At 65.6% G+C, this 15,385-nt stretch carries 14 protein-coding genes; 6 read left to right on the top strand and 8 right to left on the bottom strand.

Annotated features, from left to right (window positions below; genetic code table 11):
* The 8 genes from EEB18_RS19155 to EEB18_RS19120 form a co-directional block, all read right to left on the bottom strand.
* Positions 1 to 1,065, bottom strand: coding sequence for a TrbI/VirB10 family protein (locus EEB18_RS19155; RefSeq protein ID WP_262408010.1), 1,065 nt, complete (start codon positions 1,063 to 1,065; stop codon positions 1 to 3).
* Positions 1,062 to 1,760 carry a TrbG/VirB9 family P-type conjugative transfer protein gene (locus tag EEB18_RS19150; RefSeq protein WP_056351748.1) on the bottom strand — a complete coding sequence of 233 codons (699 nt, stop codon included), beginning with the start codon at positions 1,758 to 1,760 and terminating at the stop codon, positions 1,062 to 1,064. Before EEB18_RS19150 ends, EEB18_RS19155 begins: the two co-directional genes overlap by 4 nt.
* Positions 1,757 to 2,596, bottom strand: coding sequence for a virB8 family protein (locus EEB18_RS19145; protein WP_187141420.1), 840 nt, complete (start codon positions 2,594 to 2,596; stop codon positions 1,757 to 1,759). The genes EEB18_RS19150 and EEB18_RS19145 overlap by 4 nt, the downstream gene beginning before the upstream one ends.
* Positions 2,596 to 3,831, bottom strand: coding sequence for a type IV secretion system protein (locus tag EEB18_RS19140; RefSeq protein ID WP_187141419.1), 1,236 nt, complete (start codon positions 3,829 to 3,831; stop codon positions 2,596 to 2,598). Before EEB18_RS19140 ends, EEB18_RS19145 begins: the two co-directional genes overlap by 1 nt.
* Complete coding sequence (locus tag EEB18_RS19135) at positions 3,828 to 6,206, bottom strand: VirB4 family type IV secretion/conjugal transfer ATPase (RefSeq protein ID WP_410468137.1); 2,379 nt, start codon at positions 6,204 to 6,206, stop codon at positions 3,828 to 3,830. The genes EEB18_RS19140 and EEB18_RS19135 overlap by 4 nt, the downstream gene beginning before the upstream one ends.
* Positions 6,179 to 6,463, bottom strand: coding sequence for a type IV secretion system protein VirB3 (locus EEB18_RS19130; RefSeq protein WP_056351740.1), 285 nt, complete (start codon positions 6,461 to 6,463; stop codon positions 6,179 to 6,181). Before EEB18_RS19130 ends, EEB18_RS19135 begins: the two co-directional genes overlap by 28 nt.
* 9 nt (positions 6,464 to 6,472) lie before the next feature.
* Positions 6,473 to 6,796 carry a TrbC/VirB2 family protein gene (locus tag EEB18_RS19125; RefSeq protein ID WP_262408008.1) on the bottom strand — a complete coding sequence of 108 codons (324 nt, stop codon included), beginning with the start codon at positions 6,794 to 6,796 and terminating at the stop codon, positions 6,473 to 6,475.
* A 228-nt stretch (positions 6,797 to 7,024) separates the two neighbouring features.
* Positions 7,025 to 10,288: an amidohydrolase family protein gene (locus EEB18_RS19120; protein ID WP_187141417.1), complete on the bottom strand. Its 3,264-nt coding sequence runs from the start codon at positions 10,286 to 10,288 to the stop codon at positions 7,025 to 7,027.
* A 142-nt stretch (positions 10,289 to 10,430) separates the two neighbouring features.
* On the opposite strand from EEB18_RS19120, the gene EEB18_RS19115 reads away from it, so the two are divergent.
* From EEB18_RS19115 to EEB18_RS19090, 6 genes are all read left to right on the top strand, one after another.
* Positions 10,431 to 11,609: a CaiB/BaiF CoA transferase family protein gene (locus tag EEB18_RS19115; RefSeq protein ID WP_187141416.1), complete on the top strand. Its 1,179-nt coding sequence runs from the start codon at positions 10,431 to 10,433 to the stop codon at positions 11,607 to 11,609.
* A gap of 72 nt (positions 11,610 to 11,681) precedes the next feature.
* Positions 11,682 to 12,563: a glutathione-dependent disulfide-bond oxidoreductase gene (gene yghU, locus EEB18_RS19110; RefSeq protein WP_187141415.1), complete on the top strand. Its 882-nt coding sequence runs from the start codon at positions 11,682 to 11,684 to the stop codon at positions 12,561 to 12,563.
* Between the two features lie 107 nt (positions 12,564 to 12,670).
* Positions 12,671 to 13,279 (top strand): phage tail protein, encoded by a 609-nt coding sequence (locus EEB18_RS19105; protein WP_187141414.1) that lies wholly within the window; start codon positions 12,671 to 12,673, stop codon positions 13,277 to 13,279.
* A gap of 51 nt (positions 13,280 to 13,330) precedes the next feature.
* Positions 13,331 to 13,951, top strand: coding sequence for a phage tail protein (locus EEB18_RS19100; RefSeq protein ID WP_187141413.1), 621 nt, complete (start codon positions 13,331 to 13,333; stop codon positions 13,949 to 13,951).
* 44 nt (positions 13,952 to 13,995) lie between these two features.
* Entirely contained in the window at positions 13,996 to 14,619 is a 624-nt protein-coding gene (locus EEB18_RS19095) for a phage tail protein (RefSeq protein ID WP_187141412.1), read from the top strand.
* A gap of 98 nt (positions 14,620 to 14,717) precedes the next feature.
* A complete protein-coding gene (locus tag EEB18_RS19090; RefSeq protein WP_187141411.1) occupies positions 14,718 to 15,323 on the top strand; it encodes a phage tail protein in 606 nt (201 codons plus the stop codon).
* Positions 15,324 to 15,385: the final 62 nt, after the last annotated feature.

The raw sequence follows: 15,385 nt of genomic DNA, 5'->3' as shown, positions 1-15,385 counted from the left end.
TCAGCGCCGCTCCACGCCCGAAAAATCGAGATCGCGTGCGACGAACACCGAAATGCTGGTGCCCTGCGCAACCTTCAGGGTCGGGGCAATATTGCTCGGCTGCGGGCGCTGGGTTCCGCTGCCGCCGGGCAGGATGACGACCGGCGAATTGGTCGCGCTCGCTGCGGCGTTGACGCCGATGTCGAGCACCGACTGCAGGATCGCCTCGCCGAAGCGCGAGAAGAAATGGCTGTTCACCTTGGCCTTGATCCCGCCGCGGCCGAGCGGGTCGCCCGAAGGCGAGTTCAGCGAGATCGTCGCACCGTCGGGGCGGATCAGGCGCGTCCAGGTGATGAAGGCGCGCTTCTGTCCCTGCGTCGCTTCGGAGCGATATTCGCCGATCAGGCGGCTGCCGCGCGGGATCAGCACCCGGCTGCCGTCGAAGCTGCGCACATCGCGCGAGACGACGGCGCGCGAGAAGCCGGGGCGCGAGCTGTCGAGCGGGGTCTCGAGCACGGCGGGGATCAGCGAGCCCTGCACGACGGTGGTCGAGCGGTTGGCGAGCACCCCGGCGCGGACACGCCCGGCCTCGGCGGGTGCGGCGGCGCGCGATGTCGAACCGTTGCCGTCGTCCTGCGATCCGCTCGCCGCGCCGGTCGAACCCGCACCGTCGTAGACGAGGACCGGTCCGGCCCCGACCGCACGCGGCGGCGGCTGGGGCGGGTCATAACCCTGCGGCGGGCCCGGATTGGGCTGTGGCATATAGACGATCTGCGGCGGCGGGGGCGGCGCGTTGCGGGCCGGCGCTTCGAGATCGCGTTCCAGCGGCGCGGGCAAAAGCTGTGGCGGCTGTGGGTAATCGTCGGGGATGGCGAGCGGTGGCGGCGCCGAGATCATCGCGGTCTGGGCGCCGGTCACCGCCGGGGCCTCGGCATTCTGGCGCCGCGCTTCGAGCGCGACGAACAGGATGATGGCGGCCAGGATCGCAAGCCCGACGAGCAGCGCGGTCGGGAGACCCTGACGCGGGCGGCGCACCTGCGGCGCGTTGGTCGGTGCCGGTTCGGGGGTGATCGTGGTGTCGGTCATTTCGCGCGCGCCTGACTGCGGCGCACCGCGCGGGCGAGCTTGCCGTCGAGACGGAAGACGAGGCTGGGCACGACCTCGTCGATGGTCAGGATACCGTCGCGCATCATCGCATCGACCAGCACCTCCTGCCCCAGCTTGTCGACGATATAGATGGCCGGGAGCAGGGCGTCGTCGTTCCACTGCATATAGGTGCGCTTGCCATCCTCGCTGATCGCGGCGGGATAAAGTTCGCGCGTGCCGCTGAGCTTGTAGAGTCCCTGGTCGATACGCTGCTCGTCGGGTGGGGTCGAAACAGCGGTCGGTTCGGGATAGGCGAAACGAACGATCTGAGCCGCGCCCGCTCCACCATAATTTGCCGGCGCGAGTTCGAACAAATAGGTGCGGGTGCCGGTCACCACCGTCATGTTGGTGGTGATCCCATATTGCAGCGGCTTGATGAAAATCCGGTCGCCGCGGCGGCTGGGCGAAACCTGCCAGGCGCTGCTGTCGCCGAGCGCGATATTCTCGATCGTCTCATCGGGCGAGATTTCGACGGTGAGTTGGTAGCCGGTCGCTGCGGTCAGTCGCACGACCTTGCCCTCGGCATAGGTGACCGACTGGATCGCCGGATCGATGCCGACCGGTTGCGGGTCGATCTGCGCCGCCGCGGGCAGCGCGACCAGCGCGGCTAGCAGGACGGGCGTCAGGCGAATCACAGCGTTACCTGTGTGCCGTCGGGAAGGACCTTCACGACGTCGCCGCGACGCGTCCCCCCGGCGGGGGGTTGTGGCAGCACCTCGTCGCCGACCGCGATCGGGGCGCCTGCCGCCCCCTTTGTGGCGGGCGTGTTCGTCGCGGCAGGAACGGCGACGGGAAGCATTTCGGCGTCGCGGCGATAGCTCAGCACCTGGAAGCCGAGCGGGTTGAACACCCGGTCCTCCTGCTTCATCGGCTCGCCCGAATAGCGATATTTGATCGTCGACACCCAGCTTTGCGCCGGCTGCCAGTCGCCCGCGGCGTCGCGGCGGCGGGTGTCGAAGCGGATCAGCGCGACATTGGCGCTGATCGGCGACACGCTCTTCACCAGCGTCTCGACCATCGTGCCGCGCGGATATTTGACGAGCGGGCTGGCGGCATTGTTCGACTGCATGATCGTCAGATAATCGCTGCGCGCCTTGTCGGCCGACCAGAGCGCGACCTTGCGATAGTCGTTCTGCACCGTGTCGACGTTATAATTCTCGCGCGCGATGACGTACTGGACGAGGAAACTTTGCGTCAGCGCGGTGTCGCCGCTGACCCGCTGCGGCTCGAGCGGGTTGAGCGCCTGGACGAAACCGGTGTGACGGTCGACGAGCAACGTATAGGGCTCGACGGTCTTGAGCGGGGTCAGGAAGACCAGCGCGATCGCTTCGAACAGTGCGATCGCCGCCGCAACGCCGGCGACGATCCACGCGGTCCGGCGCGATTTCGTCAGCTCGTCGTGACGGTCGGCGCCCCAGCTTTCGGCGGCCTGCAGATAGTCTTCGCGGTTCTGTTTCATATCCTGCTTCATCAGCGTGTGTCCCGGCGGCTGCCGCTCGTCGAGGTGCGACCGGTGGTGCGGCGGCGCGACGGTGCGTCGCTGCCGCCATCGATGGAGGCGCGTTGCGGATTGCGCGGCGCGTTGGTGGCGGACACGGCCCCGGCGACCGCACGGGCGCGGTCATTGCCGCCGCCTGCACCCGCGCCGGCGGTCGTTTCGCGGCGTTGCATCGCCTCGACCGCATCGACGACGACCGCGGCGCGCGAGCGCGGGTCCTGACGTTCGGCGGGCTGGGCGAGCGGGCGCTGACCGGCCTGTCCGGCGCCGCCGCCGAGCGAGGCGGGCAGATATTGCTGCGTCCACTGCCAGCTCGGCAGGCGCAGGCCCGCCGCGACATAGAAGGAGACGAGCAGCACCGCGAGGGCGACGAAGGCGAAGACGATGCCGAGCACGAGCAATTCGGTCGCCGATCCCTGGATCGAATAGCCCGACGCGCGCAGGTTGATCAGCGTCACGACACGCGGCTGGACGATCGCGGTCTCGACCGCGAGAACCAGCGAACTCGCGGTGGTGCCGAGGGTGAGGCCGATCAGTCCGCGCAGCCAGCCGCCGAACAGGCCGCGCGTCGCGTCGAAGAGCAGGAAGGCGATGAAGAGCGGGCCGAGCGCGAGCAGGACGCCGGCGGCGAGGCGGGTGAGAGCGATGCTGCCGATCGCGCCGGTCAGAAAACTCATCCGCGCGGCGCCGAGCGCCTTGGTCTCATAGGTGGTGTCGGGTTCGATGCCCTGATCATCGCTGACCCCGGCTCGGTTAGGCTCGGCGCCGATGCCCCAGGCGTTGAGCGTGCGCAGCGCGCGGTCGGTTTCGGACAGGCGCGTGGTCAGCGCCGTCCCGCCGCCGTCGAGCGAGGCCGCGCCGCCGACGGTCGCGCCGAGCTGTGCCGGTGCGTCGATCGCGACGTCATAGACAAGGGTGCGGAAGGCCGGCCAGCTCGTTGCGAGGGCGAGGACGATGCCGATCTTGGCGAAGATCAGCAGTCCGCCGCCAAGGTCGGGGCCGCGCCCGACGAACATGCGGTAACCGATCAGCGCGACGAAAATCGTCAGCATCGCGGTGAGGAAGGCCATGATGCCCGACCCCGGCGCCGACAGCGCGAGATAACCGGCGTTGCCGATCGTCTGCGCCTGACACTCGATGGCGCTCAATGTCCCGGCGACGAAGCTGTCGCCCGAGGATGGCGTGCAGGTGGCGAGGGCGAAACTCATGCGACGGCCAGCAGGCGCGACATCCACACGCCGGGATCGTCGCCCGCGGTCTCGCGGATCTGGTCGAGAAGGCGCACCGTGCGCTCGCGGCCCGAGAGGATGGTGAGCAGGTCGCGCTCGCCGGTCAGGTTGAGCCGCACGACGACGCTGTCATTGCCATGCTTGACGAGGAAGCAATGCGCATCGTCGGGCAGGGTGCGGATGAGCTGATACTCATGCTCGGTCAGCCCGAAGCCGTCCATATAGTCGGCGGCGCGGGCTTTCGGGTTCGCCATGAAGATCTGCGTCGCGACCTGTTCGATCAGCGCGCTGGCGATCTTGCTTTCGAGCGCGTCCTGCGCGCTCTGCGTCGCGAAACCGACGATGCCGTTGCGTTTGCGGATCGTCTTTTCCCAATCCTTGATCCGCCGCACGAAGACATCGTCGTCGAGCGCCTTCCAACCCTCGTCGACGACGATGATCGTTTTCTCGCCGGTCAGCCGCTCCTCGACGCGGTGGAAGAGATACATCATCGTCGGGGTGCGCATCGCGGCATCGTCGAGGATGACGGTCATATCGAAGCCGATCGTCGGGCTGTCCATGTCGGTCAGGTCCTCGACATTGTCGAACAGCCAGGCGCGCTCGCCGTCGCCCCACCAGGGGCGCAAGCGCGACCACATGTCGTCGGCACGCGGACGGGCGCCGCCGCGGAACAGCTCGGCGACATGGCGCAGGCGGCGGTGCGCGGGCGGCTGCGCATAGCTTGCGTCGACCGCATCCTTGATCTGCGCCATTTCCTCGATGCTGGCGCCGCCGACGAGCTGCGCGAGCCAGTCGATGAGGAACTGGCGGTTGACCGGGGTGTCGTCGAGCTGGAGCGGGTTCAGCCCGCTCGCGACCCCGGGCCGAAGCTGGTCGTAGCGACCGCCGATCGCGCGGATGAACAGCTCGGCACCGCGATCCTTGTCGAAGAAGATGATGCGCGGGTCGAAACGGCGCGCCTGCGCGAGCAGGAAATTGACGACGACGGTCTTGCCCGAGCCCGACGGGCCGATGACGGTGAAGTTGCCGAGATCGCCCTGGTGGAAATTGAAATAATAGGGACCGGCGGCGGTGGTTTCGAAGACGGTGACCGCCTTGCCCCAGGCATTGCCCTCGGCGCGGCCCGCGGCGAAATTATGCCCGCTGGCGAGGCCGGCGAAATTGGCCGAGGAGACCATGCCGCGGCGGACGATATATTTGAAGTTGCCGGGGAATTGCGACCAGAAGCTCGGCTCGAGCGCGATATCCTCGCGCACCGATATGATCCCGAGTTCGGCGAGCGACGCCTGGACGTCGGCGATATTGGCGCTGACCTCCGACTCGCTCGCGCCATGGACGGCGATCGTCATATGATGTTCGCCGAAGGCGGCGCGGCCCGCGGCGACATCGTCCTTGGCGCGGGCGAGCTGGTCGCGCAGGCTAAGCGCCTCATCTTCGGTCGAACGCATGCGCCGCAGCGCGAGGTTCATCTTGCCGAGCGCCGGCTGGCGGTCGACGAAGGCGAAGCTCTGCGCCATCACCATTTCGAAGGGCAGGCGCAGCAGTTCGTCGAACATGCCGGTCGCGGTCGATGCGGGATAATCCTTGATCGCGACGATGCCGACGAAACGGCGGTCGGTATTGCCGACGGGGGCGAGTTCGATCGTCTCGGCGCCGAAGCTGATCCGCCGGTCGGGCAAATAGTCGCCGGCGTCCTGATGCGGCGCCAGCAGGCGGCGCGGTTCGCCCGAGAAGAGCTGGCCGAAAAATTCGAGCGGCTCGGAGCAAAGCCCCTGATCGGTATCGTAGAGACCGAGCAGCTCGGGCTGGTAGCTGCCGAGCTGCGCCATCAACGCCTCGCGCGCGGTATCGAGCAGGCGCAGTTCCTGCGTCACCGTGGCGCGGTAATCCTGCCCGGTCGAACCAAGCCAGCCCGACAGGCGGTCGAGCAATCCCATGCGGCCCGGTGCCGGGCGGCGGACGAGGGTGAGATAGAGGTCGTTGCGATAGAGTTGCTTGGTCGCGAGCCGCGCCTGCCAGCGTTCGTCGAGTCCCGCCGAGAAATCATCGCCGAAATCGCTGTCGAGGGTGATGCTCGCCTCGCGCCGCACGACGTGATGATAGAGCGCGTAGCGCGACGATCCGATCGCCTGCAGCATCGCGTCGCGGAGCAGCTTGCGGTAATTGAGCTCGTCGCTGTCGGCGGTCTCGAACAGGATGCCGCGCAGGCGGATGACCTGCATCAGCATGCCGTCGCGGGTCTCGATCGTGTGATCGTCGACATGGCGGCCATAGGGCAAATGCTTGCCCGCCGGCACCTCGCCGTCGCTCGCCGCCGGGTGCGGTTTCAGGGTCGGTAGGAGTTGCACTGCCAGGTCTTGAAATTCTTGACGCGGGGACAGCGGCTGACCTTGGTCAGCCATATGTCGAAGAAGCGCGGTTCGCGCAGGCACAGCAATGCGCCGACCAGGTGGACCAGCAGCGCGCCGAACAGCGCCCAGAGCGAGCGGAAGATCAGGAACAGCTCGGTCGCCACGATCGCGTTGATCACGAAGAAGCTGTAGGTGACGCCCGCGAACATCTGCGGGCGGGTCAGCGCTACAAACAGGGGGTCGCGGTCGAGGTCGCTCACGGCGAGCCCCTAGAGTCCGCCGGAGGTCGACTGGATGCCGGCGACGATGCTGGCAGCGCCGAACAGGATGAAGCAGCCGAGGATCACGGTGGCGCCGTAACGCCAATTGATCCGTCCGGTGAGCATCAGGAAACCGACCGAGGCGACCGCGATGATCGCGACGACGGTGGCGACGGTGCCGAGCAGCGTGCCTTGCAGCCACCGCACCGCGTTGACGATGGCGCCAGACCCCTCGGGGTCGGGAAGGCTGCTTTGCGCATAGGCGGCGGATGCATGGAAAAGGCCGGTCGCGGTGGCAGCAATCGCCGATAGTCTGGCACTTAGTTTACGCAAAATCATCCCCCCGGCCTGCAGGCCTCAGCACTCCCCAAGCTTAAAACTCTATAGGCAAAGGGCTTCATGGTGCAAGGGCGATGCGCCGTTCACCCCAACAGTTCGTCGTTTCATAGCGGGAGCATGAATCCAGTCTCCGTCATTGCGAGGAGCCGAAGGCGACGCGGCAATCCAGAGCCTGCGTAAACCGCTCTGGATTGCTTCGCTTCGCTCGCAATGACGACCAGATTAATTCGATGGTGCCGACGGCAAATCGCCTTCCCAGCCATAGGGTGCCCGCTTGCGGCTCCCGGTGTCGACCTCGTTCATCGTCAGCGGATCGTACAGCCGCCCGCCGAGCATCACGCGATGGATCTTGTCGGTGTTGCGGATGTCCTGCGTCGGATCAGCGTCGAGGATCAAGAGATCGGCGAGCTTGCCGGGTTCGAGCGAGCCGATGTCCTTCGCATAGCCGAGCGATCGCGCGGGCATGATCGTGGCGGCGCGCAGCGCGTCGATGTTGCTCCAGCCGCCGCGCACGAACGACCATATCTCCCAATGTGCGCCGAGTCCCGATTGCTGGCCGTGTGCGCCGATCGAGACGTTGCGGCCCGCCTGCGCTATCTTCCACGCCTCGCGCGCCGAATCGTCGTCGACATAATCGCCCTCGGGCGCGATCGTGCGGCGCTTGTTCTGGGCGGCGAGTTCGGTCGGCGGCGCGTGGCGCGACAGGATCGGATGCTCCCAGACATTGGTGTGAGCGCGCCAGTAGGGATCGCCCGCCGGGCCGCCATAGGTCACGACCAATGTCGGGGTGTAATCGACAGTGGTCTGGCCCCAGAGCTGAACCAGATCCTGATAGAAGGTGTGTAGCGGGATATTATGCTCGACGGTCGAATTGCCGTCCTGGATCAGCGTCAGGTCCATCGTGTAGAGCGAGCCACCCTCGGGAACGACCTCCATGCCTTCGGCCTGGGCGGCCTTCACGACCATTTGCCGCTGTTCGCGGCGTGGCTGGTTGTAATTCTTGACGCTGTGAGCGCCCTGCGCCTTCAGGCGGCGGACATGCGCGAGGGCGTCTTCATAGCTGTTGATCTCGGCATAGACCCCTGCCGCCTTGGCGCCGTAGATGATCTCGCCGGTCGAGAAGATGCGCGGCGCGAGGATCACCCCGGCGCGCTGCATTTCGGCCGAGGGGAAAATCTCCGATGCGCGCGACGACGGGTTGTGGCTGGTCGTCGTGCCCATCGCGAGATTGACGATTTCGGACCAGTTCCGCTGCGGCACCAGTTCGTCGTCGCCGTGCGAGCCATGGGCATGGGCGTCGACGAAGCCCGGGACGATCGTCTTGCCCGCCGCATCGACGGTCACCGCGCCCGCGGGGACGCTGATCGACGCGAGCGGACCGACCGCGGTGATGCGGTCGCCTTCGATGACGATCGCGCCATTGTCGATGATGCCCCCGTCGTTGCCGGCCATGGTGACGATGCGGGCGCCGGTGATGACGACCGTGCCTTTGTGCTTCGCGGCGGCCTGCGTCATCGCCAGCGAAACGCCGTCGGTTGGCGGCGCAAATTTGGGTGCCTTGTCGTCCGCCGGGGCGTTGGTGAAGAGGCTGGCGAGGTCGGCGCTGAACAGGGTCGCGCCGCGGCTCCAGTGAAGCTTCGCGCCGCCGTTCGACCAGTGCATGAAATCGGCGCCGCTGCCGCTGACGCGGGTGACCGGCAGCGCGCCGCTCTTGGTGCCGAGCGACACGTCCTGCCCGCCGGGCATGAGCGGCGTTACATAAGCATCGTAATTCTGCCGGAACGCGAGCGTGCGGCCGTCGGGCGAGATTTCATAGTCGCTGACCAGTTCGCCGTTCGCATGGGTGCGCTTGTCCTGCCCGTGGAGGTCGGTGCTGACGAGCTGACTCTTGCCGTCGCCTGCCGTGATCATGAAGATGCGGTCGTTGTCGGCACCGAATTGCGGCTTGGCGCCATCCGCACTGATGCGCTCGGGCGTGCCGCCGGCGGCGGCGATGCGATAGATGCCGGGATCCTCGCTCCAACGCGTCGAGGTCAGCCCGCCGCTACCACGCTTTTCGAAGGTGATCGTCTTACCGTCGGGCGAGAAGCGCGGTTCGGCGTAATGGCCGGGATTGACCGAGACCTTGCGCGAGGTGCCGCCAGCCGCCGGGATGACGTGGATTTCGCCGAGGCCGCTGTCGGTCCAGCGCACAAAAACGATCGATTTGTTGTCGCGCGACCAGCTCGGCCACAGCTCCATCGCATCGTCCTTCGCCGAGGTCAGCCGGCGCGCGGTGCCGCCGGTCGCGGGCTTGGTCCACAGCTTGCCGAGCGTTTCGAACACCACAGTGCGGCCATCGGGCGAGACTTCGGCCCAGCGCGGCATCTTCGTTTCGAAGCTGTCGGGGGCGACGTCGACGGTCGGGTGGGTCGAGTCGATCACGACGCGGTCGTCGGCGATGCGGAACGGGATGATCCGCGCCTCGCCGCCATCCGCGCCGACGCGGCGGAGCTTGCCGCCGGCCCAGAAGACGATGTCCTTGTTGTCGCGGGTCCATGCCATGTTCGGATAGACGCCGGTGACCGCCCAGGTTTCCTGCACATCCTGGTCGAGCGCGTCGTAGATCTTGCGCTCCTGCCCCGAAGCGAGGTCCTTCACATAGAGTTTCGACTGGGTGCCTTCGCGGCGGACGAAGGCAAGCTTCTTGCCGTCGGGCGAAGGGGTGGGACGCACCGCGCCGCCGGCACCCGAGGCCGCGGTGCTGATTTCGCCATCGGCGAGCGCATAGCGTTCGATGTGGAACAGGTCGCTGTTGCTGTCCTGCGCATATTCGAAGATCGGGCCGGGGGTGACGTTGCGCGTGTAGAAGACGCTCTTGCCGTCGGCGGCGAAGATCGGCTCACCGAGTTCCTTTTGCAGCCGCTCGCTCGCCTTCTTGACCAGCGGCACGCCCGCGCCGCCCGAGACATGGTACATCCAGACTTCGCCGGTGCCGAGCGAGCGACCGGTGGTGAAATGCTTCTTCGCGACGATGAACTGGCCGTCGGGCGACCAGCTCGGCTGGTTGAGCAGGCGGAAATCCTCCTTCGACAGCTGGACCTTGCCGCTGCCGTCGCGGTTCATCAGCCAGATATTGTCGCCGCCGCCGCGATCCGAGACAAAGGCGATGCGGCCGCCGTCGGGCGAGAAGCGCGGCTGGTGCTCATAGGCGAGGCCTTCGGCGATGCGCGTTGGCGTGCCACCCTCGATCGGCATCGTGTAGATATCGCCGAGCAGGTCGAAAGCGATCGTCCGCCCGTCGGGCGCGACGTCGACATTCATCCAGCTGCCCTCGTCGACCGCGATGCTCACCTTGCGCGTCGTCATGCCGGGGGGCGCGTTGACGTCCCATTTTTCGGCCTTCTTGTCTCCGTTTTCGGATGGGGCGGGCGCCGCAGCGGTTTGAGCGAAGACCGAGGTCGAGCAGGCCAGCGACATGGCCAGGGCGAGTGCATAGCGCGCCATTTTAGTTTCCCCTGTTGAAATAATGCTGCGACCATATGGCTTTGCCGCCCGAGTGCAAGCGCGGGGTTTCGATGAAGGCGCTGGTCCGGTCGACGGACGGCTGCTAGCCCGTTCGCCAGAAACATAAGCGGGAGAGCAAGGCGTGCCATTGACGGGTATCCGGGTGCTGGATTTCGGACGTTATATCGCCGGTCCCTATTGCGGCGCGCTGCTCGCCGACTACGGCGCCGACGTGATCCGCATCGAGGCGCCCGGCGGGAATGAGGACCGTTTTTCGGTGCCGGTTGCCGAGGATGGGTCGGGGGCGATGTTCCTGCAGATGAACCGCGGCAAGCGCTGCCTCACGCTCAAGCCAGGCAGCGATGAGGGGCGCGCGATCGTGCGCAAGCTGGTCGCCACCGCCGATGTCGTGATCGCCAACATGCCCGACGACGCGCTGGTTAAGCTGGGGCTCGATTATCCGACGCTGTCGGCGCTCAACCCACGCATCATCCTGGTCACCGCTTCGGCTTTCGGAACAGAAGGGCCGTTGGCGCAGCATGTCGGTTTCGACGCGGTCGGACAGGCGATGTCGGGCGCGGTGCATATCGGCGGCAAGCATGGCGAACCCGCGCGGGCGCAGGTCAATTATGTCGACTTCACCACCGCGCTGCATTGCGCCTTCGGCGTGATGCTCGCGCTGCGCGAGCGCGAGACGACGGGCGAGGGCCAGCGCGTGTCGGGATCGCTGCTCGGCACAGCGCTCGCGATCACCAACGGGCTGACGATCGACCATGCGCTGAACGGCATCGACCGCGGCATGATGGGCAACCGGGCCTTCAGTTCGGCGCCAACCGACATCTTTGCGACGCAGGACGGATGGATCATGACGCAGGTCGTCGGCAACCCGATCTTTGCGCGCTGGGCGCGGCTGGTCGGGCGGCCGGAGCTGGCCGACGACCCGCGCTTCTCTAACGACATTGCGCGTGGTGGCCATGGTGAGGAACTGAGCGCAGTGATGGCCGAATGGTGTGCGGCGCGGACGAACGAAGCGGCGCTGGCCGAACTCGGCGCGGCGAGGGTGCCGGCGGGGGCGGTGCTGAAGCCGTCGGAGGCGCTGGCGCACCCGCAGGTCGCGGCGGCGGGGCTGGTCGAAGCGATGGCCTATCCGGGCGCCTTTGGTGCGGCGCCCGTCGTGCGCACCCCGATCACCCTGTCGGCGAGTGCCAAGGCCGATCCCGCCGCCGCGCCGCAGGTCGGCGAGCATAGCGACGCGATCCTCGCGGCGATCGGTTATGATACCGACGCGATTTCGGCTTTGCGTGCGCGAAGTATAATTTGAACGGCCTCACTGGACGTCGCGGCTGCGGATGATTAGATACCGGTCAGTACAGATTTAGCGCAGGAGTGCCCGATGAGCGACGCCAACGACTATATTCCGCCGAAGGTCTGGACCTGGGACAAGGAAAGCGGAGGGCGTTTCGCGAACATCAACCGGCCGATCGCCGGGCCAACCCACGACAAGGACCTGCCGGTCGGCAAGCACCCGCTCCAGCTCTATTCGCTCGGCACGCCCAATGGCGTGAAGGTGACGGTCATGCTCGAAGAGCTGCTCGCGGCGGGCCATAGCGGCGCCGAATATGACGCCTGGCTGATCAACATCGGCGAGGGCGACCAGTTTTCGAGCGGTTATGTCGCCGCCAACCCCAACAGCAAGATCCCGGTCATGGTCGACCGCAGCGGTGCGGCGCCGATCCGCATCTTTGAATCGGGCGCGATCCTGATCCACCTTGCCGAGAAATTCGGCGCTTTCCTGCCGACCGAAACCGCGGCGCGCGCCGAGGTGCTGTCATGGCTGATGTGGCAGATGGGCAGCACGCCTTTCCTCGGCGGCGGTTTCGGCCATTTCTACGCCTATGCGCCCTATAAGATGGAGTATCCGATCAACCGCTATGCGATGGAGGTGAAGCGCCAGCTCGACGTGCTCGACCGCCGCCTTGCCGAAAGCGAGTATCTGGGCGGCAGCGACTACAGCATTGCCGACATGGCGACCTGGCCCTGGTATGGCGCGCTGGCCAAGGGGCTGGTCTATGACGCCGGCGAGTTCCTGCAGGTGCAGGAGTATAAGAATGTCCAGCGCTGGACAGATGCAATCGCCAAGCGGCCCGCAGTCAAGCGCGGACGCATGGTCAACCGGGTGACCGGCGACCCCGCGAGCCAGTTGCACGAGCGGCACGACGCGTCGGATTTCGACACGCGGACGCAGGATAAATTGGCGGTCGCCGACGGCAGCTGATCATCGAGGCCGGTTCAAGCGGCTGAAATATATGAATTGTCGGCTTTGACTTTTGGCAAGCAGCCGTTACCGTTCCCCGACTTGCGGCATCAAGGGGGGTGATGGCTGTGCCACGCAGATTCACATATATTTCGGTATCCGCACTGGCGATCGGCGCGGCGAGCCTTGCGGCACCCGCAGCGGCGCAGAACAATTATGTCGGTCAGATCGTCAAGACTGCCGGCAGTTTCTGTCCGATCGGCACGTTGAATGCCGAGGGGCAGCTGCTGAGCATCGCGCAGGAAAGCACGCTCTATAATCTATACGGCACCACTTATGGCGGCGACGGGGTCACCACCTTTGCATTGCCCGATTTTCGTGGACGCTCGTCGATCAGCGTGGGGCAGGGCCCGGGTCTGACCAACCGTGTCCTCGGGCAAAAAAGCGGCACCGAGACCAATTTGATGACGATCGCCAACATGCCGCGGCATGAGCATGTCGCGCTGCTCCGCACCACATCGGCGGCGGGTGATTCGCAGCGTTCGTTCCGCAACGTTTTCGCGACCACGCCCGCGAACAAATATGTCAGCGGAACCGTCCCGGTGTCAAACCTGATGAATCGCGAGACGGTGATCATCCGGCCGACCGGCGGCGACCAGCCGTGGGACCATCGGCCGCCGACGCTGACGATCCGTTATTGCGTCGTCACGGCCGGCATCTATCCGTCGTCGAATTAGGCGGTGCTGGGCGCGGCGGCGCTTCGGGTAAAGGGCTTTAGGGGAAATATCATGCGGCACGGAAAATCTCTGGCGCTGGCCACGGCATCGGTGGCGGCGATTGCATCGGCAACGCCCGCGACGGCGCAAACTTTCTTTCTCGGACAGATTTTGGAGGTCGGAGCGGCTTACTGCCCGCGCGGTTTTGCAAGCGCGAGCGGACAGCTTCTCTCGATCCAGCAGAATACGGCCTTGTTTTCGCTGCTCGGCACGACCTATGGCGGCAATGGCGTCAACACTTTTGCGCTTCCCGACATCCGCGGCCGGATGGTGATCGGCGACGGGCAACTCGGCGGTGGCGCATTCTATCAACAAGGTCAGATTTCCGGGCAGGAGACTGTCACGCTGACGAGCAATACGCTGCCGTCGCATTCCCATGCCGGGGCGTTCTTGTCGTTGACCGATGCGACGAACGAGCGGCGGTCGTTCCGCAATGCCTTTGCGACGACCCCCGACAACCAGTATAAAACGCCGCCGGTGAGCGGCCCGGTGTCGTTTGACGGCACCATGCATTCCGAAACGCTGACGGTCCAGAAGACCGGCACCGACGGGGTGCCGATTCCGAATATGTCGCCCTTTCTGGTGACCCAGTATTGCGTCGTGCTGCAGGGCATATTCCCCTCGCGCAACTGAGCTGCGCTTTCGGGCGATCGAAACATCGAAATTGGAGGCGGGACATGGCAGGCAAGACGGCAATCCGGAATTTCACCCTGGCGCTCGTGGCGGGCGGCAGCACTTTGGCCTATTCGGCACCGGCGCAGGCCGACGCTGCAGATCCTTACCTCGGCGAAATGTTTCAGGTCGGCTTCAACTTCTGTCCGCGCGGCTTTCTCCAGGCCAGCGGTCAAACATTGCCGATTTCGCAGAATACGGCGCTTTTTTCGCTGTTGGGCACCACCTATGGCGGCAATGGCCAGACGACCTTTGCCCTGCCGAATATGAGCGGCCGCTCCGCCAATCATCCGGGGCAGGGGCCCGGGCTGTCGACCTATGACCCCGGGCAGCAGGCGGGAGCCGAAACCACGACGCTGACTGTGGCCAACCTGCCCAAGCACGACCACCGCGCCGCGATCCAGACCGCGAATGCGCAGGCCAATAGCACGACCGCTTCGGGCAACGCGTTCGGCATCTCGTCGAACAACAGCTTCCTGACCGGGATCGATCCGACGGGCAACACCATGGATCGCACGATGGTACAGGTCCTGCCGACCGGCGGGTCGCAGCCGCTTACGAACCGGCCGCCCTATATTGCGCTGAAATGGTGCATCGCGGTCGAGGGCATTTTCCCGGCGCGCAACTAAAGTCCTCCCAAATTCTTTTGGGATAAGCAAAGGTCGTTTGACTTTGAAGTAAAAACATTTAGCCTTCGCGCCATTGATCAGGGCAGGGGGACGGGGCAATGGCTTTCGTGCATAAATCGCGTTGGTATGCGGCTGCGGTCGCGGTGATCGGACTGGCGGCGCCGGCGGCGGCTCAGGACACTTATATGGGGGAATTGTTGAAGGTCCCCTATAATTTCTGCCCGCGCGATACCTATGAAGCGAACGGGCAATTGATCTCGATCGCGAACAATTCGGCGCTCTATACGCTGTTCGGGACGACCTATGGCGGCGACGGGGTGAACACCTTCGCCATGCCCGACATGCGCGGGCGCTATTCGATGCACGTCGGGACCGGCAACGGGTTGACCACGCGCGTTCAGGGCCAGACCGGCGGCACCGAAACCAACACGATGACGCTGGCCGGGATGCCGAAGCACGAGCATATCGCGCTGATGAAGGCGACGAGCGACGCCGCCAATGCCACCACGCCGGTTGGCAATAACTTTGCGACGACGCCGGCGATGAAATATATCAACGGTACCGCACCCAACTCGAACCTGATGGAGCGCGGGTCGATCGTCGTCGCGAACGCCGGCGGCAATCAGCCCTATTTGATCGTCCCGCCGCTGCTGGCGATCCGATATTGCGTGAAGGCATTCGGGATTTTCCCGTCGTCGAACTGACGGCGCGGGTCGGCGCGCGCTGGCGCGCATCGAGGGTAGAGGGATTTCAGGGGAGTATGACG

The sequence above is a fragment of the Sphingopyxis sp. OPL5 genome (assembly GCF_003797775.2).
GTDB lineage: Bacteria > Pseudomonadota > Alphaproteobacteria > Sphingomonadales > Sphingomonadaceae > Sphingopyxis.
Note: the sequence above shows the minus strand (reverse complement) of the source record. Positions and strands in the feature narration are given on the sequence as shown.